At 64.1% G+C, this 19,026-nt stretch carries 13 protein-coding genes and 3 tRNA genes; 3 read left to right on the top strand and 13 right to left on the bottom strand.

What is annotated here, in order from left to right:
* Positions 1-87 precede the first annotated feature (87 nt).
* The 8 genes from AC3FJ6_RS16755 to mnmC all read right to left on the bottom strand — a co-directional run bounded on the left by AC3FJ6_RS16755 (position 88) and on the right by mnmC (position 11,177).
* A complete protein-coding gene (locus AC3FJ6_RS16755; protein WP_488772913.1) occupies positions 88-2,034 on the bottom strand; it encodes a SurA N-terminal domain-containing protein in 1,947 nt (648 codons plus the stop codon).
* Positions 2,035-2,249: 215 nt separating this feature from the next.
* Positions 2,250-2,326: transfer RNA gene (locus AC3FJ6_RS16750), tRNA-Asp, on the bottom strand.
* 43 nt (positions 2,327-2,369) lie between these two features.
* Positions 2,370-2,445: transfer RNA gene (locus tag AC3FJ6_RS16745), tRNA-Val, on the bottom strand.
* Positions 2,446-2,670: 225 nt separating this feature from the next.
* Positions 2,671-5,082, bottom strand: a complete 2,412-nt coding sequence (gene lon / locus AC3FJ6_RS16740; protein WP_488772912.1) for an endopeptidase La — start codon at positions 5,080-5,082, stop codon at positions 2,671-2,673.
* 267 nt (positions 5,083-5,349) lie between these two features.
* The gene (clpX, locus tag AC3FJ6_RS16735; protein WP_066738113.1) at positions 5,350-6,627 is read right to left on the bottom strand and encodes an ATP-dependent Clp protease ATP-binding subunit ClpX; all 1,278 of its coding nucleotides are present in this window, start codon (positions 6,625-6,627) and stop codon (positions 5,350-5,352) included.
* Positions 6,628-6,903: 276 nt separating this feature from the next.
* The gene (gene clpP, locus AC3FJ6_RS16730) at positions 6,904-7,554 is read right to left on the bottom strand and encodes an ATP-dependent Clp endopeptidase proteolytic subunit ClpP (protein ID WP_008651661.1); all 651 of its coding nucleotides are present in this window, start codon (positions 7,552-7,554) and stop codon (positions 6,904-6,906) included.
* Between the two features lie 105 nt (positions 7,555-7,659).
* Positions 7,660-9,009, bottom strand: a complete 1,350-nt coding sequence (gene tig, locus AC3FJ6_RS16725) for a trigger factor (protein WP_400394313.1) — start codon at positions 9,007-9,009, stop codon at positions 7,660-7,662.
* A 158-nt stretch (positions 9,010-9,167) separates the two neighbouring features.
* Positions 9,168-11,177, bottom strand: a complete 2,010-nt coding sequence (gene mnmC, locus AC3FJ6_RS16720) for a bifunctional tRNA (5-methylaminomethyl-2-thiouridine)(34)-methyltransferase MnmC2/FAD-dependent 5-carboxymethylaminomethyl-2-thiouridine(34) oxidoreductase MnmC1 (RefSeq protein WP_488772911.1) — start codon at positions 11,175-11,177, stop codon at positions 9,168-9,170.
* A gap of 136 nt (positions 11,178-11,313) precedes the next feature.
* On the opposite strand from mnmC, the gene AC3FJ6_RS16715 reads away from it, so the two are divergent.
* From AC3FJ6_RS16715 to AC3FJ6_RS16705, 3 genes are all read left to right on the top strand, one after another.
* Positions 11,314-12,171, top strand: a complete 858-nt coding sequence (locus tag AC3FJ6_RS16715) for a 23S rRNA (adenine(2030)-N(6))-methyltransferase RlmJ (RefSeq protein ID WP_488772910.1) — start codon at positions 11,314-11,316, stop codon at positions 12,169-12,171.
* A gap of 116 nt (positions 12,172-12,287) precedes the next feature.
* The gene (locus tag AC3FJ6_RS16710; RefSeq protein WP_488772909.1) at positions 12,288-12,656 is read left to right on the top strand and encodes a VanZ family protein; all 369 of its coding nucleotides are present in this window, start codon (positions 12,288-12,290) and stop codon (positions 12,654-12,656) included.
* A 158-nt stretch (positions 12,657-12,814) separates the two neighbouring features.
* The gene (locus AC3FJ6_RS16705) at positions 12,815-14,038 is read left to right on the top strand and encodes a glycosyltransferase family 87 protein (RefSeq protein ID WP_488772908.1); all 1,224 of its coding nucleotides are present in this window, start codon (positions 12,815-12,817) and stop codon (positions 14,036-14,038) included.
* Positions 14,039-14,134: 96 nt separating this feature from the next.
* Here the strand turns inward: AC3FJ6_RS16705 and AC3FJ6_RS16700 are convergent, their stop codons facing one another.
* The 5 genes from AC3FJ6_RS16700 to AC3FJ6_RS16680 form a co-directional block, all read right to left on the bottom strand.
* Complete coding sequence (locus tag AC3FJ6_RS16700) at positions 14,135-14,878, bottom strand: phosphatase PAP2 family protein (RefSeq protein ID WP_488772907.1); 744 nt, start codon at positions 14,876-14,878, stop codon at positions 14,135-14,137.
* Positions 14,879-15,250: 372 nt separating this feature from the next.
* Positions 15,251-15,337: transfer RNA gene (locus tag AC3FJ6_RS16695), tRNA-Leu, on the bottom strand.
* Positions 15,338-15,556: 219 nt separating this feature from the next.
* Positions 15,557-16,882 (bottom strand): MFS transporter, encoded by a 1,326-nt coding sequence (locus tag AC3FJ6_RS16690; protein ID WP_153948150.1) that lies wholly within the window; start codon positions 16,880-16,882, stop codon positions 15,557-15,559.
* A 124-nt stretch (positions 16,883-17,006) separates the two neighbouring features.
* Entirely contained in the window at positions 17,007-18,329 is a 1,323-nt protein-coding gene (locus tag AC3FJ6_RS16685) for an amidase (protein ID WP_488772906.1), read from the bottom strand.
* An 8-nt stretch (positions 18,330-18,337) separates the two neighbouring features.
* Positions 18,338-19,015, bottom strand: a complete 678-nt coding sequence (locus AC3FJ6_RS16680; protein ID WP_488772905.1) for a DUF2848 domain-containing protein — start codon at positions 19,013-19,015, stop codon at positions 18,338-18,340.
* Between the last annotated feature and the right edge of the window lie 11 nt (positions 19,016-19,026).

Raw genomic sequence — 19,026 nt, 5'->3', positions numbered from 1 at the left:
GCGCCGGGCGTCCCCGGCAGAAAAGAAAAAGCCCCTGCGGTGTGTGACCTGCAGGGGCTTTTTGCCATCCGGCGTCGCGACGCCGTATCAGTGCGCGGCGGCTTCGCTGGCCGGGGTCAGGTCCTCCGACTTCACCGGATGCAGGATCTTGACCTTCGCCTTGGCCTTCAGGGCGTCATAGTAGGCGGCCAGTTCGGTCTGGCCAGCGAGCTGGCTCAGCTGCTGCGCATCGGCCTGGCGCTGCGCAGCATTGGCTTCGGTCGGCGTGCTGACCTTGCTGATGCGATAGATCGCATAGCCGTCCGCACCCAGATCCACACCGACCACCGACGGCAGCTTGGTGGCGTCGGCACGCATGATGGCATCGACGGCCTTCGGCGACAGGTTGTCGGCCTTGGCGCGCGACACCGTAACCGTCGGGCCGAACCCGCTGGCGCTGTCGGCTTTCTTCAGCGCCTCGAGCTTGGCCTCGCCGTCCTTGCGGGCCAGTTCGGCGGCCTGCTGCGCAACATATGCCTGGCGCACCTGGGCTTCCACTTCCTCGAACTTGCGCGCGGTCGCCGGGCGGTAGTCGACGATACGCGCCGCCACCAGCGTCGTCGGGCCCACCTGGATGGCCTCGGTATTGCGCTTGTTCTTGATCGTGTCGTCGCTGAACAGGGCCTTCAGAACCTTGTCGTTGTTGAGCGGATTGTCCTTGCCCAGGGCCGGATTCGGCTGACGCGTGACATTGTCGGCGGTCTGGATCGTCAGCTTGAACTTGTCGGCAGCCGGCTTCAGGCTGTCGGACTGCTCATAGACCGTGTTGCCGAAGGCGTCCGCCTGCTCGGTGTACTTCTTGCTGGCCAGCTGCTTCTTCAGCTCGGCCTCGAGCTCCGGACGCACTTCGTCCAGCGGCTGGGTGGCAGCAGGCTTGATGCCGGTCAGCTTGATGATGTGGTAGCCGTAGTCGGTCTCCACGAGATCGCTGATCTGCCCGTCCTTGAGCGCGTACATGGCGTCCTCGAACGGCTTGACCAGTGCGCCGCGCCCCATGAACCCGAGGTCGCCACCCTTCTCTGCCGAGCCCGGGTCCTGCGAGTTCTTCTTCGCCACGTCCGCGAACGTTTCCGGGTGCTTGCGCACGTCATCCAGCAGCTTCTGGGCCTTGTCCTTGGCAGCCTTGCGATCGGCGTCCTTGGCGTCTTTCGGAACCGTGATCAGGATATGGCTGGCGCGACGCTGCTCTTCCGTGCGGAAACGCTGGGCATTGCTGTCGTAGTAGGACTTCAGCTCTTCCGGCGTGACGGCCTGGCTGGCTGCCATGGCGTCGCCGGACAGCACCACGTACTCCACCTTGGCCTGCTCGGGCGTGGTGTAGGCCGACAGATGCGACTCGTAATAGGCCTTCAGCGCGGCAGCATCGGGCGTGACTTTCGAAGTGAAATCAGCGGGCTTGATCAGCAGGGCCTGCACGTCGCGTTGCTGGTCGCGGATGGCGATCAGTCGATCGAGCAGCGACTTCGGCACGAAAGCGGTGGTGCCCACCGCGCCGCCCAGTTGCTGCGTCGCCATTTCGAAGCGCATGCGGGCGTCGAGCTGTTCGGGCGTCATGCCCTGCTGGGCCAGCAGCTGGATATAGGCTTTCTCGTCGAGCTTGCCGTCCGGACTGCGCAGCTGCGCGATCGCGGGAATGGATTCGATGGCCTGGCGCAGTTGCTCGTTCGACACCGTCAGATTCTTCTTGGCCGTGGCGTCGGCCACCACGCGCTGCAAAATCAATTGGTCCAGCACCGACTGGCGTGCCGCGGCGCTTTCGAACATGCGCGGGTCGTAGTTGCTGCCAAGCATCTGGCGCATGCGCTCGGTCTGGTCACGCACCACGTTGTCGACTTCCTGCACGGTGATGGTACGGCCATCGACCTTGGCGGCGTCATGCGAGCTGTCCATGAAGCGCGAGTAGCTCTCGACACCGAAGAACACGAACGACGGGAAGACAAGCACCAGCAGCAGCAAAAGCATCAGGCGCCGGTTGTTGCGTACGAAATCAAGCATGCTTTTCGGGTGAAAGGGTTGGGGCCTTTGGGCCGACAGTCAAACTTCGCGATTCTATCAGGAGCGGGACGCCAGACCTGCGGAATATGTGGCGCGGAGTGCGTTTGGGTCAGGATGTCTGCACGTTCGCGCCAACGAACTGGAACGCCCGCTGCGCGGATCACGCGAATCAGAATATGCAAAAACAAAAAGCCCGCAGATGCGGGCTTTTATGTTGGCGGAGTGGACGGGACTCGAACCCGCGACCCCCGGCGTGACAGGCCGGTATTCTAACCGACTGAACTACCACTCCTTGCGTCGGTGCTCCTGCAAGACCTGTGCGCTGCGATCCAGTGTGGTGGGTGCTGAGGGGTTCGAACCCCCGACCTACGCCTTGTAAGGGCGCCGCTCTACCAGCTGAGCTAAGCACCCACATGGACCACGCAAGCCAGTTGCCTGCAAGGTAATTCTCGCTACGCACAATTCGGCGGTTGCTGCTTCGTTGCCGCTGTTTGCGTTGCGAGGCCGCGATTGTAATACGAGACTTTTCAATTTGCCAAGCGTTGATTGCAGGATTCTCTTGCATCACGCCGGCCACGCAAACAAAAAGCCGCGGGCGTAAACCCGCGGCTTTTGGCGTTTCAACGATGCCGTCGATCAGTGATGAATGCGCTCGACCTTGGCCTCGCCCTTGTCCGCCACTTCCGAAGGCTTGGCATCTTCCTCGGGCAGCGCCTCGGGCTTGCGCTCGAGTGCCAGCTCCAGCACCTTGTCGATCCAGCGCACGGGCACGATCTCGATGGCGTTCTTGACGTTGTCGGGGATGTCCGCCAGGTCCTTCACGTTTTCCTCGGGGATCAGCGCCAGCTTGATACCGCCACGGTGGGCAGCCAGCAGCTTTTCCTTGAGGCCACCGATCGGCAGCACTTCGCCGCGCAGCGTGATCTCGCCGGTCATCGCCACATCGGCACGCACGGGAATCCCCGTCAGCACCGACACCAGCACGGTGGTCATCGCGATACCTGCCGATGGACCATCCTTGGGCGTGGCGCCTTCGGGCACGTGGATGTGGATGTCGCGCTTCTCGAACATCTCATCGGCAATACCCAGGCGACGTGCCCGCGAACGCACCACCGACCGCGCGGCCTCGACCGACTCCTTCATCACGTCGCCCAGCGAGCCGGTACGCGAGATGTTGCCCTTGCCCGGCATGATCGCGGCTTCGATGGTCAGCAGATCGCCGCCCACTTCCGTCCACGCCAGACCGGTCACCTGGCCTACCTGGTTTTCCTTGTTGGCCAGGCCGAAGTCGTACTTGCGCACACCGAGGAATTTGTCGAGGTTCTCGGAATCCACCTTGACCGCGTTCGACTCCTTCTTCAGCAGCAGCAGCTTGACCACCTTGCGGGCAATCTTCGACACCTCGCGTTCGAGCGAACGGACGCCCGCTTCACGCGTGTAGTAGCGAATGATGTCGCGGATGGCCGCTTCGGTGACGTCGATCTCGCCCTGCTTCAGACCGTTGTTGCGGATCTGTTTCGGCAGCAGGTAGCGCGTGGCGATGTTCACCTTCTCGTCCTCGGTGTAACCCGAGAGACGGATCACTTCCATCCGGTCCAGCAGCGGCGGCGGAATGTTCAGCGAGTTCGACGTCGCCACAAACATCACGTCCGACAGGTCGAAGTCCACTTCGATGTAGTGGTCCTGGAACGTGTGGTTCTGTTCCGGGTCCAGCACTTCCAGCAGGGCCGACGACGGGTCGCCACGGAAGTCCATGCCCATCTTGTCGATCTCGTCGAGCAGGAAGAGCGGATTGCGCACGCCAACCTTCGACAGGCTCTGCAGGATCTTGCCCGGCATCGACCCGATGTAGGTACGGCGGTGACCGCGAATCTCGGCCTCGTCACGCACGCCACCCAGCGCCATGCGCACGAACTTTCGGTTCGTGGCGCGCGCCACCGACTGGCCCAGCGACGTCTTGCCCACGCCGGGAGGCCCGACCAGGCACAGGATCGGCGCCTTGACCTTGTCCACACGCTGTTGCACGGCAAGATACTCAAGGATGCGTTCCTTGACCTTCTCGAGACCGTAGTGGTCTTCGTCCAGCACGCGCTCGGCGTTGGCCAGGTCGTTATTGACCTTGCTCTTCTTGCGCCACGGCAGGTTGACCAGCGTGTCGATGTAGTTGCGCACGACGGTCGCCTCGGCCGACATCGGCGACATCAGCTTGAGCTTCTTGAACTCGGCGTCGGCCTTCTTCTTGGCCTCCTTGGGCATGCGTGCGGCCTTGATGCGCTTGTCCAGCTCTTCAAGGTCTGCACCTTCCTCGCCCTCGCCCAGTTCCTTCTGGATGGCCTTGACCTGCTCGTTCAGGTAGTACTCGCGCTGAGACTTTTCCATCTGGCGCTTGACGCGGCCACGGATGCGCTTTTCCACCTGCAGGATGTCGATCTCGCCCTCGAGCTGCGACAGCAGGCTCTCCAGGCGTTCCGTCACCTTCACCATTTCCAGGATCTTCTGCTTCTGCTCGAGCTTGATCGGCAGATGCGCGGCAATGGTGTCGGCCAGGCGGCCGGCCTCGTCGATGCCCGACAGCGACGTCAGGATCTCCGGCGGGATCTTCTTGTTGAGCTTTACGTACTGGTCGAACTGCGACACGATCGCGCGGCGCAGGGCCTCGGTCTCGGCCGATTCAGCCGGTGCGGGCGGCACAGGCACCGCTTCGCACATGAAGTGCGAATCGTCCTCGCTCACCTCGGTGATATTTGCACGTTGCGTACCCTCGACCAGCACCTTTACGGTACCGTCGGGCAGCTTCAGCATTTGCAGGATATTGGCGATGCAGCCAACCTCGTAGAGGTCTTCGGCTGTCGGTTCGTCTTTGGCGGCCGTCTTCTGTGCCACGAGCATGATGCTCTTGCCCGACTCCATCGCAGTCTCGAGCGCCTTGATGGACTTCGGGCGTCCCACGAACAGTGGGATCACCATGTGCGGAAACACCACCACGTCGCGCAGCGGCAACAGTGGCAGGCGAATCGGCTCAGCCGGGAGGAGTTGTGTTCCGGACATCATTTTCCCCAGTCAGTCATTTAAGGCGTAAATAGGGTCTCGGGATTCGATTGCAAGATACCCATCATCAATTCCCGGCACTTAAAAAACGTGCCGCAAACTGCACCCGGGACCCACTCTGAAACAGCATACCCGCGTTTGCTCCCGTTAGTTTGTGGAATTGAAGAAAAAAAGCCGTTCGCTTTCCAGCGAACGGCAGCTTGAAAGTGTCGCCAGTATGGTTGGGACCACGCGGGTCCGGCACGTTCGGCGTCAGTTGGACCTCGCTCAGTTCGAGCCTGCCACCTTGGGCTGCTGCTCTTCGTACATCAGCAGCGGCGGTGCGTCGCCAGTAATCGTGCTTTCGTCGATCACCACCTTCTGCACACCCTTGTAATTGGGCAGGTCGTACATGACGTCCATCAGCGATTGTTCGAGAATCGAACGCAGGCCACGGGCACCCGTCTTGCGACGGATGGCCTTGCGCGCAATCGCGGTCAGCGCAGCCGGGCGAATCTCCAGCTCGACGCCTTCCATGGCCAGCAGCTTCTGATACTGCTTGACCAGCGCATTCTTCGGCTCGACCAGGATCTGCATCAGCGCGGCTTCATCCAGCTTGGCCAGCGTTGCCACCACGGGCAGACGCCCGATGAGTTCCGGGATCAGACCGAACTTGATCAGATCCTCGGGCTCTGTCTGCGGAAGCACCTCGCTGACTTCGCGCTCTTCCTTGCTCTGCACCTGCGCGTCAAAACCGATGCCGGTCTTGTCCGAACGCTGCATGATGACCTTTTCCAGGCCGTCGAATGCACCGCCGCAGATGAACAGGATGTTCGTCGTGTCCACCTGCAGGAAGTCCTGGTTCGGATGCTTGCGGCCGCCCTGCGGCGGCACCGAAGCCATGGTGCCTTCGATCAGCTTCAGCAGCGCCTGCTGCACGCCCTCGCCCGACACGTCGCGCGTGATCGACGGGTTGTCGGACTTGCGCGAGATCTTGTCGATTTCGTCGATGTAGACGATGCCGCGCTGGGCCTTCTCGACCTCGTAATTGCAGTTCTGCAGCAGCTTCTGGATGATGTTCTCGACGTCTTCGCCCACGTAACCGGCTTCGGTCAGCGTGGTGGCGTCGGCGATCACGAACGGCACGTTCAGCAGGCGCGCCAGCGTCTGGGCAAGCAGCGTCTTGCCCGAGCCGGTGGGCCCGATCAGCAGGATGTTGCTCTTCGACAGCTCGACGTCGTCCTTCTTGCCGAGGTGCTTCAGACGCTTGTAGTGGTTGTAGACCGCCACGGCCAGAATCTTCTTGGCCTGTTCCTGACCAATCACGTACTGGTCAAGGCTTTCGCGGATTTCGTGGGGCGTGGGCAGATCCGAGCGCGTGACAGCGGCGGCGTCCTTGTCGGTCGCGGCGGCCTCGTCACGGATAATCTCGTTGCACAGGTCGATGCATTCGTCGCAAATGAACACCGACGGGCCCGCGATCAGCTTCTTTACCTCGTGCTGGCTCTTGCCGCAGAACGAGCAGTAGAGAAGTTTCTCGCTGGATGAACCTTTTTTGTCCGCCATAGGAATCAGTCACATTAGCAGTGTGGATCTCGCCAGAAACGTCCCGGCGGGAAACGCATTAAACGCATCATACGCCAAAACAATTGGCACAGTCGGCGGCATCCCCTGCGTGTGGGGCAAAACGCAAAAACGAGGCGCACAGCCTCGTTCCGGTGTAGCCTTCGTCATTTGGCGCACGACGCAGGCCAATACGGCAGATGCCCGGCGTGCCGGTCATCGCCCGGATGCTTCCGACAGGATGCCTCCAGGCCCATGTGCCGGCACACCGGCCAGATTTCAGCTGCGGCGGGTGATCACCTTGTCGATCAGACCATAGTCCACCGCCTGGTCGCCGCTCATGAAGTTGTCGCGATCGGTATCGCGGGCAATCTTCTCGACCGGCTGCCCGGTGACTTCCGACAGGATGCTGTTCAGCCGCTCGCGCAGGTACAGGATCTCGCGCGCCTGGATCTCGATGTCCGAGGCCTGGCCACGTGCACCACCCAGCGGCTGGTGGATCATGATGCGTGAGTTCGGCAGCGCGCTGCGCTTGCCCTTGGCACCTGCAGCGAGCAGGAACGCGCCCATGCTCGCCGCCATGCCCATGCACAGGGTCTGCACGTCGGGCTTGATGAACTGCATCGTGTCGTAGATCGCCAGGCCAGCCGAAACCGAACCCCCGGGCGAATTGATGTACAGCGACACGTCCTTGTCCGGGTTTTCGCTTTCCAGGAACAGCAGCTGGGCCACCACCAGGTTGGCGGTCTGGTCATTGACCTCGCCAACCATGAAGACGACACGTTCCTTGAGCAGGCGCGAGTAGATATCGTACGCGCGCTCGCCCCGGCCGGACTGCTCGACAACCATCGGCACCAGTCCCAGACCCTGGGTCTCCAGGGCAGAAGCCTGCGTGGTGGCGAGACGATCAAGCAAATCATTGCGGGTCATGCAGGTTCTCCAGATATTCAGGAATGGTGTCAACCGGCCAGCGCGCGAGGCCGGTTGACACGGACCGTCGCCGCGTCAACCCGCGGCATCCGGCCTTGCCCGACCTCAGGCTTGTGCGGGCGCGGCGGTGAGTTCCTCGAACGACACCGACTTGTCCGTAACCTTGGCCTTGTCGCACACGAAATTTACCACGTTGTTTTCGAGCACGTAGGCTTCCATCTCGGCCAGGCGCTGCTGGTCACCGTAGTACCAGCGCATGACTTCCTTCGGGTCTTCGTAGCTCTTCGCGAAGTCCTCGATCTCGGCCTTGACCTGTTCCGGCTTCGCTTCCAGGCCGTTGGCCTTGACGATCTCGGCCAGGATCAGGCCCAGCTTCACGCGGCGCTCGGCCTGCTGGGCGAACATCTCGGCCGGAATCGGCATGTCCTTGGCGTTCGGCATGCCACGCTGCTCGAGGTCACGACGCGCCATTTCCACCAGGCGTTCCTGATCCTGTTCGATCAGGGCCTTGGGCACGTCCAGCTCGCTCACCTTCAGCAGGGCTTCCATGACTTCGTCCTTCAGCATGGAATGCGTGCGGCGCTTGACTTCGCGCTCCAGGTTTTCACGGATGTCGGCGCGCATCTTTTCGACGCTGCCGTCGGCGATGCCGAGCGACTTGGCGAACGCATCGTCTACTTCCGGCATATGCGCCCACTCGACCTTCTTCAGCGTGATCGTGAATTCGGCGGTCTTGCCGGCCACTTCCTTGCCGTGGTAGTCCTCGGGGAAGGTCAGCGGGAACGTTTTGCTCTCGCCTTCCTTCAGACCCAGCGTGGCCTGTTCGAACTCGGGCAGCATGCGGCCCTCGCCCAGCACGTACACGAAGTCCTCGGCCTTGCCGCCGGCAAATTCCACGCCGTCGATCTTGCCGACGAAGTCGATCGTCACGCGATCGCCGTTCTTGGCATCCACTTCGCCGCCGCCATCGCCATGGGCGCCGGCTTCACCGCGGTGGTGGTAGTGCACGCGCTGCTTGCGCAGGATGTCGACGGTCTTGTCGATCTCGGCGTCGCCGATCACGGTCTTCGTGCGGGTCACTTCGGCCGATGCCAGATCGCCGATCTTGACTTCCGGATACACCTCGAAGGTGGCTTCGAAAGCCAGTTCGTCGTCGGCAACGCCTTCGGTCTTGATGTCGAACTTCGGCTGACCGGCCACCTTGACGTCCTGGGCCTGGGTGATGTCGAAGAACTTGCGGGCGGCCTTGTCGAAGCGCACTTCGAATTCCACCTGCTGGCCGTACTGCTTCTCGACCATCTTCATCGGCACCTTGCCCGGACGGAAACCGGACATTTTCACGGTCTTCGACAGACGTACCAGGCGTTCCTGCGTTTCCTTCTGCACTTCGGCCTTGGGAATAGCCAGGGTCACCTTGCGGTCCAGCTTGCCGAGGTTTTCAATGACGTTCGACATGGTCGTTAATCCAATTCAGAAATAGTTGTTGTCAGCGCATCCGCCTGCGCACCTTGCCGCCTGGCCGCGGCCAGTGCTCGCGAGCGGAGGTCTCCGCGCAAACGGAAAACGCGGATTATCGCACGGTTTTCATTCGCTTCCGGCAGTTTTTACCCTAGTCAGTCTGGATCCGGCTCCGGATCCTGCCCTGAGGGGTCTGACGCGTGCCCATGACGCAGGGCCCGCAGCAGCAGACGGGCCGGATCGACGGCATCGGCGAGATCCGCCTCCAGTGGCAGCGGTTCACCCTCAACCTGGCAGGCGATCAGTTCGGCGCCCAGTGCGGCCCATGTGAGGCCGCGCGACGCGTATGCAAGCGCCGCGTAGAGCCCGGGCAGACGAGGCAGGTCGCGCAAGTGCGCGCCGCGAAGTGCACCGGCGTGCGCCAGCGCCTGCGCCTCGTCGGCCAGGCGGCCGATCAGCGGCAAGCGGTTGTGCGTGACGGTGCGCACGCCGACATAACCCGTCAGCGTCCCTGGGTCGATCCGGGCCAGCGCGGCCGCCCGGTCGGGCAGCAGCGACGCCACGCGCCCCAGGTTGGCGGCATGCACCGCGGCGCTTTCGGTGAGTGGACCCGTATCGGGTTCATAGCTGGACCCCACCCGGGCCCCGCCCTGCTCGCCACGCGGCAACAGATAGCCGCTGCCGGTCACCACACAGTCTGGCCACCCGCCCAGCGCCTCGACCTGGGCCGGGGTCAGGTCGGTCAGTTGCCCGCGTACGCGGCGCAGCGCCAGGAAGCGGGCCGGCACCAGCCGTTCGGCCTCGTGCGCATTGGCCAACACCAGTACAGGCGCGCTGGCCAGTACCGTGCCCGAAGCATCGCGAGCGAGCCACTTTCCATCGACATGCGCGATGCCCGCCACCCGACACCCGAAGCGGGCATCGAGCCGATTGCCGGCGGCGGCCAGCTGGGCGTGGCAGATATCGGGCGGCGCCACCCACCCGCCCTGCGGAAACCAGAGCCCGCCACGGCTCACCGTGGCGCCGTGGGACGCCGCAGCCTCGCCGGGCGCCATCCATCGCACGAACGATTCGGGAAAGCCCAGTGCATCGAGCGCGGCATGTTGCGCCGCATTTTCGGTGTCGTCCTCGCCGGTCTGCAGCACGCCGCAGCCGTGCCACCCCACCGGATGACCGGCGTCGGCCAGCGACTGCCACGCGCGCAGGGCATGCAGGTTGCCGGCGCGCGACAGCCGCGACAGCAGGCTGTCGTCGGCCGAAACGTGCGCGTGCATGGCCGCCGCGCGATGCCCGGAGGTCTGGCGCGCCGGTCCGTCGTGGGCATCGAGCAGCGTGACGCGCCAGCCACGCGCGGCCAGCCGCTCGGTGACCGCGCATCCGGCCAGTCCCGCGCCGATGACGATGGCATGCCGCGCAGCCCAGCAAGCGGCGTCCGGCGGGGCGTGGCGGCGGTTCTTCCAGACGGGCGCAAAGCGTGCGACCGTCATGTCACGTTTGCCGCCAAACCCCGGCGCCTTGCTGACTTCGAATCCGGTCGCCTGCAGGCCCCGGCGCACGAATCCGGCCGCCGTGTAGGTGGCCAGCGTCGCCCCCATCCGTGCCAGCCGCGCCAGCCCGCGGAACACGGTGTCCGACCACATATCGGCGTTGCGGGATGGCGAAAAACCGTCGAGATAGAATGCGTCGGCGCCAGCCACGAGCTTCGGCAGCATCGCCTGCACGTCGCCGAACGCCAGCGTCAACGTCACCGCCCCGCCCTCGAACGTCAGGCGATGCAGGCCCGGCAGCGCGTCGGGCCACTGCTGCTGGAGTTGCGTGGCCAGCGGCAGCAGGTCGCCCAATCCGGCATGCAGCTGCGCCAGGCCTTCCCGCGTGAACGGATGCTTTTCGATGGAAACAAAGTGCAGGCGCGCGCAGGGCTGCGGCGCGTTGCGCCATGCCTGCCACGTGGCCAGGAAGTTCAGCCCCTGCCCGAACCCGGTCTCGACGATGACGAATTGCTCGCGCCCCGCCCAGTTGCCCGGCAATCCGTTGCCGCCCAGGAAGACGTGCCGGGCCTGTGCCAGGCCGCCCGCGGTGCTGTGATAGACATCGTCGTAACGCGGCGAATACGGGATGCCGTCATCGGACAGGATGGGCTCGGCGGCCTCGAGGGTACGCGGCATGGAGGGACGGAAAAAAGAGGAAAAACGATAGGAAAACGGCCGGAAATGGCGGCGGATGGTAGCATAGCGCCCTTCGCGCCAAGCGCCCGCCTGTCCCTGTCTGACTGGAGTTTGCGCGCCGTCATCCCGCCTTGCCATGCTCAGTTACCGTCACGCCTTTCACGCCGGCAATCACGCCGATGTCCTCAAGCACGCCGTTGTCGTCCAGTTGCTGGACTATCTGACGCAGAAGGACAAACCGTTCTGGTACGTCGACACGCATGCCGGGGCGGGCCTGTATGCGCTGGATCATGCCTACGCACAGAAAAAGTCGGAATTCGAAACCGGTGTGGGACCGCTCTGGCGCGCCGCGGCCGGCGGCCAGGCCTTGCCCGAACTGCTCGAAGCTTATCTTGAGCAGGTTCGCGAACTGAACCAGGATGGCAATCTCAAGCACTACCCGGGGTCACCCTGGTTGGCTTGGCAGATGTTGCGCGATGCCGACCGTTTGCGGCTGTTCGAGCTCCATAGCACCGAGATCCAGGTGCTCCGCGACAACTTCCGCGGCGCCGGCCGCAAGGTCATGCTCTACGACGGCGACGGCTTCAACGGCATCAAGGCCATCCTGCCACCGCCACCGCGCCGCGCGCTGGTGCTGATCGATCCGTCGTACGAAGACAAGCAGGACTATGCGCGCACGGTCGACACACTCAAGGCCGGCCTGGAACGATTCGCCAATGGCGTTTATGCGATCTGGTATCCCGAAGTGCAGCGCCGCGAGTCTGTCCAGTTGCCAGCGCAACTGAAGCGACTACCGCTCAAGAGCTGGCTGCATGTGACGCTGACCGTCAAGCATCCGGTGGAAGGCGGCCTGGGGCTGCATGGCAGCGGCATGTTCGTCGTCAATCCGCCCTGGACGTTGAAGGCCGCATTGCAGGAAGCGATGCCAAAACTCGTGGAATTGCTAGGGCAGGACGCCGGCGCCGGCTTCACCCTGGAATCGCTGGACAGCTAACGGTGGGGCGCGGGCCCTTCTGTGCCGCAGCAGACGGACGAACACGATCGGGCGCACGATGATGACGGATTCCTGCAGACGGATTCCCGCAGATGCCCGGACCACGGAGATTTGCCGTGACACGCCTGACACCGACCCACTATCGGTGGCTTTTCTCGATCTGCGCACTGGCGGTGCTGGTGCTCTCGCTGTTGCCGCCGGATACGGCGCAACCGACCACGGGCTGGGACAAGACCAATCACCTGCTGGCGTTCGGCACACTGGCCGCACTGGGCCTCCGCGCCTGGCCGGGGAGGATCTGGCAACTGGTCCTGGCCCTGACGGCTTACGGCGCGGCGATCGAAGTCCTTCAATCATTGACGCCCTATCGCACGTCGTCCTGGGCTGACCTGCTGGCCGACGTGCTGGGCATCGCGCTCGGGATGGCCCTCAGTTTTCGCGCGATCCGCGCCGGACGGTCGACATCCGGCGGCGTCCAACCCTGAACCCGCGCGGGATAAAGCGCTGAATGGCGCACTTTTAACGTACAAGTTTGCGCCCCAGGCCCCGTGATGGTGAGGGAAAACACTTCCCCCTACTGGGCGGTGTGTGGGCAGAGTTCGGGGAAGTAGACTCGGCAAACGAACCATCCCGCAGCGAGCCTATGCCGTCGACGAATAACGAGCGCCCGGCCACGCGCCGCGTGACGGTCTACGCCTTGGCGGCTCTCGCCATCCAGATCCTCGTACTGGGGATATGGATCTTCCGGTTCTACGTCCTGGAAGACCACTCGTCTCCGATGGTCGGTATCGACTTCGCGATTTTCTGGTCAGCGGCAAGGGTGGCCATGGCGCATGGGGCCGCCTACGTCTTTTCGCCACAGTGGATGCAGCCAATGGAACTGGCGCTGGGGCTCGACGACTATTCCCCCTGGCCCTATCCGCCGACATTTCTGCTGGCAGTCTTGCCGTTCGGGCGGTTGCCGTTTGGTATTGCCCTGTCCATTTACTCCACACTCGGATTGCTGGCCTACGGGGCCGTGCTCGCGCGCCTGTGCCGCGGGATCGACCGCGCATATCTGCCGCTGCTGCTGGCATTCCCCGGCGTCGCCATTGCTATCGGGCTGGGGCAGAACTCGCTGTTCACGGTTGCGGCCGCCGGCGCTGCACTGGCCATGATCGAGGTTGAAACCGCTCTTGCGGGGGCGTGCATCGCCATACTTGCCATCAAACCGCAGTTTGGCGTCCTGTTTCCTTTGGCCCTGATCTGCGGCAGGCAATGGAAGACGTTCGGCGTCTCCGCACTTTGCACCCTCGCAATCGTCGGGGCTAGCTTTGTGGCGTTCGGCGTGGATGCCTGGCTGGCATTTGCGGAATTCCTGCCGCAATTTAGCACGCTGGCGGTCGAGCAAGGTGGCGTCATGATGTGGCCGGGTATGCCAACCGCCTTCGCGCTTGGCCGCAGTGCCGGCTTGTCCGTCAACGCGTCTTATCTGTTGCACGGCGTTGTCGCGGCACCTGCAGTTCTTGCGATGGCTTACCTGTGGATGCGGCGGGCCAGATTCGAACTTCGCGCGGCCTCGCTCATTATCGCCACGTTGCTGGTACAGCCCTACATCATGTTTTATGACCTGGTGTGGCTGATCTTGCCGCTCGTCCTTCTCGTTCGTGACCACCGGGCTGTGGCGCCGGGACGCATGGAATGGATTGTCATCGGCGCAGCCTGGCTGGCGCCGGCACAAGCAGTCCTCTCGGCGTACCTTCACCAATACCTGAACATTCTCCCGGCCGTGATGATTGCCCTGGTCATCATCGTGGTGCGGCGGCATGCGGCGACGGCACCGGAATTCAGGAACACCTCGGGTGAGCCATCGCGGCGCACTTGTTGAGGTGCTTACTGCCTTTTGGGGCGGCTGCGGCCGGCTGCTGATCTACGCTGCTGCGTTTCCGGCGCATTTAGTTTTCAGAACATCGATCGGCGTTGTCTAAAACCGAGCACTTGCCGAGGAGGCCGCTGGCCGTTCGTGGTCGCTGCGGAGGGTCTTGAGGACGCCCGACCCGATCATCAGCGCTTCGTCGAAATGTGTCGCAAGCCCGAAGCTGAGCAGAAACATACAAACGTAGAACGTGGCTTCGAATCGTCGGGACAAGACCAGGAATGGCTCGGCGAGGAGCCGGCGACAGTAGGGGCGCGTCATTACCAGGCAGACGACAATGCCGATGATCGCGCCGCCCAATACGTCGGTCGGATGGTGCAGGCCCACGTACACCCGCGACAGGCAGATAAAGACCAGCGTGTAGAGCAGTGCCGCAATGCCGAGCGACTTCGAAGCTACCCAGATGCCTGTGGCAATGGCGAACCAAAGCATGGCGTGGTCGCTTGGAAAAGCGCTCCACGTACGGATCCGGTCCTCGGACGACATAGGGAAGTGCAGGCCGAGCTCCGGATTGGCGAACGGCCGGAGGCGGAACGGCACCCAGTGGGCGAGGAGACGGCCGATCAACAACGCGCACAGCCCGGCCGTTACGGTCGCGATGATGATCTCCCGGTTCCTGTCGCGCCGGGCGGGGTCCGACTCATGGAACCACAGCCACCAGAGGATAGCGATGAGCGGCACGCCGCGCAGCAGGTAGAACTGCGTGGTCGCCATGGCCAGCCGATCGAACAGTTCCGAGCGGAACGCAAAGTGGTTTAGCGCGTGCAACAGGCTGGCGTCAAATGGATTCATGGCGGCTTTCGACTGCGCTTGGGATGGTCAGCTCTATGGGGCCGAAGTATAGGGTCGCCGCAGCCCCTCGGATGCGTGGCCCGCCGGGCGCATGTGGGTATCCCCACACTGGTTAATCAGCGGTTAATCTTTGAGGGATTTGGGAATGGAAGCATGGCATGCCATAGCCGAATCCACGGGGAGTTCGCGGGGAGTTCGCGGGGAAATTTCGGGGAGCGCGGGGTGATTCTATAGTGCCGGGAGTGGTGTGCATCGCCCTGCGTCAAACCGACGGAACACCCACCAACCCTTACCGGGCTTGGCTTCGCGGCGTTTAGCGCCACCGATTGGCGCAGAGTGTAAAAGTTGCGATTACGCAACAAAAAGGTAGGTTGGTGCGAGGGAGGGGACTCGAACCCCTACACCATTGCTGGCGTCAGGACCTAAACCTGGTGCGTCTACCAATTTCGCCACCCTCGCAGTCCTGGAACCGGGCATTCACAAAGCAAAAAAGGCGGCTGGACTGCCCGCCTTTTCCTGCTTGTGGCTTGCTGTGGCGCGTTGCGCGCCGGGATCCGGTTCGTGCCGCCGGCGTAACTTCAGCCTGCGGCGCAATAAGGATGCGGATTGTATCGCAAGGCGTCGGGGGAATCCAGTCCCCCGGCCGCCCGGCCGATACTGCCGCTCCACTTTCCAACTTTACTGACGGGCGCGGATGAAGGCGATCACCAGGACCGTGGCGCAGGCCTCCAGGGCGGCCACAAAGTACAGGCCCGAAGCCAGCTGGCCGGTCGTGGTCTTGAACCAGCCGATCATGTACGGTGCCACAAAGCCGGCCAGGTTGCCGATCGAGTTGATCAGCGCGATGCCGCCGGCGGCGGCGGTGCCGGCCAGGAAGGCCGAGGGCAGCGACCAGAACACCGGGAATGCGGCCAGGATGCCGACCGACGCCACGGTCAGCGCGATCAGGGCCAGCACGGCGCTGTGCAGCCAGAAACCCGTCAGCGTGAGGCCCACGGCGGCCAGCAGCGTAGCCAGCGCGCAGTGCATGCGGCGCTCGCCGGTGCGGTCCGAGTGGATGCCGTTGAGCACCATGGCAATGGTGCCTGCCACGAACGGGATGGCCGACACCAGGCCGATCCGCAGGTTGCCCTGCACGCCCAGTTCCTTGATGATCGACGGCGACCAGAACGCGATGGTGGCGTTGCCGCTCACCACGCAGAAATAGATCGCCGCGCAGATCCAGACGCGCGAGTTCGCAAAGGCGCCTTTCAGCGACGAATGCTTGGCGGGGTCGCGTGCCTCCTGTTCGATGTCGCGCGTCACGATTGCCTGCTCCTGCTGCGACAGCCACCTGGCGTTGACGGGCTTTTCCGGCAGGTACATCAGCACGGCGATACCGGCCAGCACCGACGGAATGCCTTCGATCACGAACAGCCATTGCCAGTTGGCCAGGCCGTCCACGCCGTCCATCGCGCTCATGATGAAGCCGGCCAGCGGGCCGCCGACCACGCCTGCGATCGCAAACGACGTCATGAAAAGGCCGTTGATGCGGGCGCGCCGCGCGGCCGGGAACCAGTAGGTCAGGTACAGCACGACGCCCGGGAAGAAGCCAGCCTCGAAGATGCCCAGCATGAACCGCAGCGTGTAGAACTGCATCGGCGTCTTCACGAAGATCATCGCCATCGACGCCAGGCCCCACAGGATCGTAATGCGCGCCAGCGTCTTGCGTGCGCCGATCTTTTCCAGCAGCAGGTTGCTCGGCACCTCGAACAGGAAGTAGCCGATAAAGAAAATCCCCGCGCCCAGCCCGTACACGGCTTCGCTGAACTGCAGGTCCTGGAGCATCTGCAGCTTGGCGAACCCCACGTTGACGCGGTCGATCCAGGCCAGGATGAACAGGAATACGAGGAACGGGATCAGGCGCACGGTGATCTTGCGGTACGCCTCGTTGCGTTGCTGCGCCAGTTGCGCGGGCGGCAGGTTCTCCAGGGCGCCGGGGGCGCCGCTCATCACGGAAGACATCGGTGACTACTCCTTGGGTGTGGTTGGCGGGGCGCCGCTACGTTGGCGGCGCCCTCTCGCATTGCGCTGTGCTGGCGCTTGCTGCGGCGGCCGTGGGAATCCGGCCGGTGCTACGTGTAATGCGTCAGGACAGGATCGGCTCGATGGCCGCGGCCACCTGCAGCACGCGGGCATCGTTGCCATGCAGGCCGCAGACGCCCAGCCCAATCCCCTCGCCTATCGGCAGCGACGCCGCGCAGCCATCGAGGAAATTGATCACGCTCGGGTTGCGCAGTACCAGGCCGTTGATCGCGAAAAAGTCCTCGTCGCGCTGCAGCGCATCCAGGCGCGGCGGTCGCACGGCCACGCTCGGCATCAGCCAGGCATCGGCATCGCGCAGCAGTTCGGCGGCGCGCTGTTGCATGGCGCGGCGTTCTGCCAGCAGGACGATGTAGTCGGTGGCAGTCAGTTTCTCGCCGCGGCGGATGCGCTGGGCCACACGCTGGTCGTACTGGTCGCCCTTCGTGTGCAGCAGTTCGCGATGCCAGGTCCACGCTTCGGCCGCGGTCAGGCCGCCGGCCGCGTTGATCTGGGGCAGGCGGCGCAGTTCGGGGAAAGCGAATTCCACGATCTGCGCGCCTTGCGCCGACAGCTTCGCCAGCGCGGCCTCGAACGCCTGGGCCACCTCGGCATCCAGGCCGTCGGCCACGAAGTCGCGGGTGACGTAGAAGCGCAGGCCGCTCAGATCGGCGGCGCGCGTGTCCAGCGTTTGGCCGCTGAGCACCGCATCCATCGCCACGCAGCAGGCCACCGAGCGGGCCAGCGGGCCGGCCGAGTCGAGCGACGTGGACAGCGGCACGGCCCCGTCCAGCGGCACGCGGCGCGCGGTGGGCTTGAAGCCGGTTAGGCCGCAGAAGGCCGACGGAATGCGGATCGAACCGCCGGTATCGGTACCCAGCGCGGCCACGGCCATCTGCTCTGCCACGCTGACGGCGCCGCCCGACGTCGAGCCGCCGCTGATGCGATCGGCGTCGAACGGCGTGCGCGGCGTGCCGTAGTGCGGGTTCAGGCCAAGGCCCGAGAACGCGAACTCGCTCATGTTGGTGCGGCCGATCAGCACGGCGCCAGCGGCGCGCAGCCGTGCCACGACCGGGGCGTCGGCCTGGGCCGGCGCGCTGCCGTCCAGCGCCTTCGAGCCGGCACGCGTCACCTGGCCGCGCACATCGAACAGATCCTTGATGGAGACCGGCAGCCCGGCCAGCGGCGATGCCACATAGCCGGCCGCGCGGGCCTGATCAGCCGCATGGGCCTGTGCCAGCGCGCCCTTGGCGTCGACGCTCATGAACGCCGCGCCGCCGGCTTGCCTATGACGGTCGATCCTGGCCAGCGCATCTTCGGTCAGGGCCACGCTGGTGGTCCGGCCGGCTGCCAGCGCGGCCGCCAGTTCTGCAATGGTCGGTGCAGTCATGGCGATGCTCACTCGGCAACGGCCAGCGTCTGCACGCGATAGGCGTGGCGCAGGCTGCGGTTGCGCACGGGGTCGTGCAGTTCCACTTCGAACGACTCACCGTGGCCCATCTCGCCGATCACAGCCTGGGTGCCGCAGAACATCGCGGTGCCGGGCGGCAACTGCGATTCGCCGGTCAGGCGTTCGATCAGGTCGCGCGGGTCCAGCAGGCGGGTTACCTTGCCTTCCTGGTACAGCGCGCGTTGGCCGTCACGCACGCGCCAGCAGCGCATTTCCAGGGCGTCCCAGTGATCGGCCACCTCGTCGAAGCGCCACACGTCGCGGCCCATCGGCTTGGCGCACATCTGCTTGGAAACCGTCACGTCATACGCCTCGACCTTGCGGTCGGTGTGGTCCGATCCGATGCCGATATAGAGCGCATCGGCGCCCTGCAGCAGCACGAATTCGGTCTCGCCCGACGAGTCGTCGCGCGGCACTTCCAGCACGTCGTCGGTGGTCAGCAGCTGGGCAGCCAGCGGATAGAACGTAGGCACGGTGGCCGGCGGCTTCACGCCGATGGCCTTCAGTTCGTCGATATGGTGCTGGACGGCTTCCATGTCGCGGCCAGTCCAGCCGGCGATGATCAGTCGTTCGATGTCGAGGGCGAGCGCGCCCCCGCCGGCTACCTGGAGATGCAGTGTCGGCATTGCGTACTACC

The sequence above is a fragment of the Cupriavidus sp. 94F1 genome (assembly GCF_057798875.1).
This window is presented reverse-complemented; position numbering and strand designations above follow the sequence as displayed.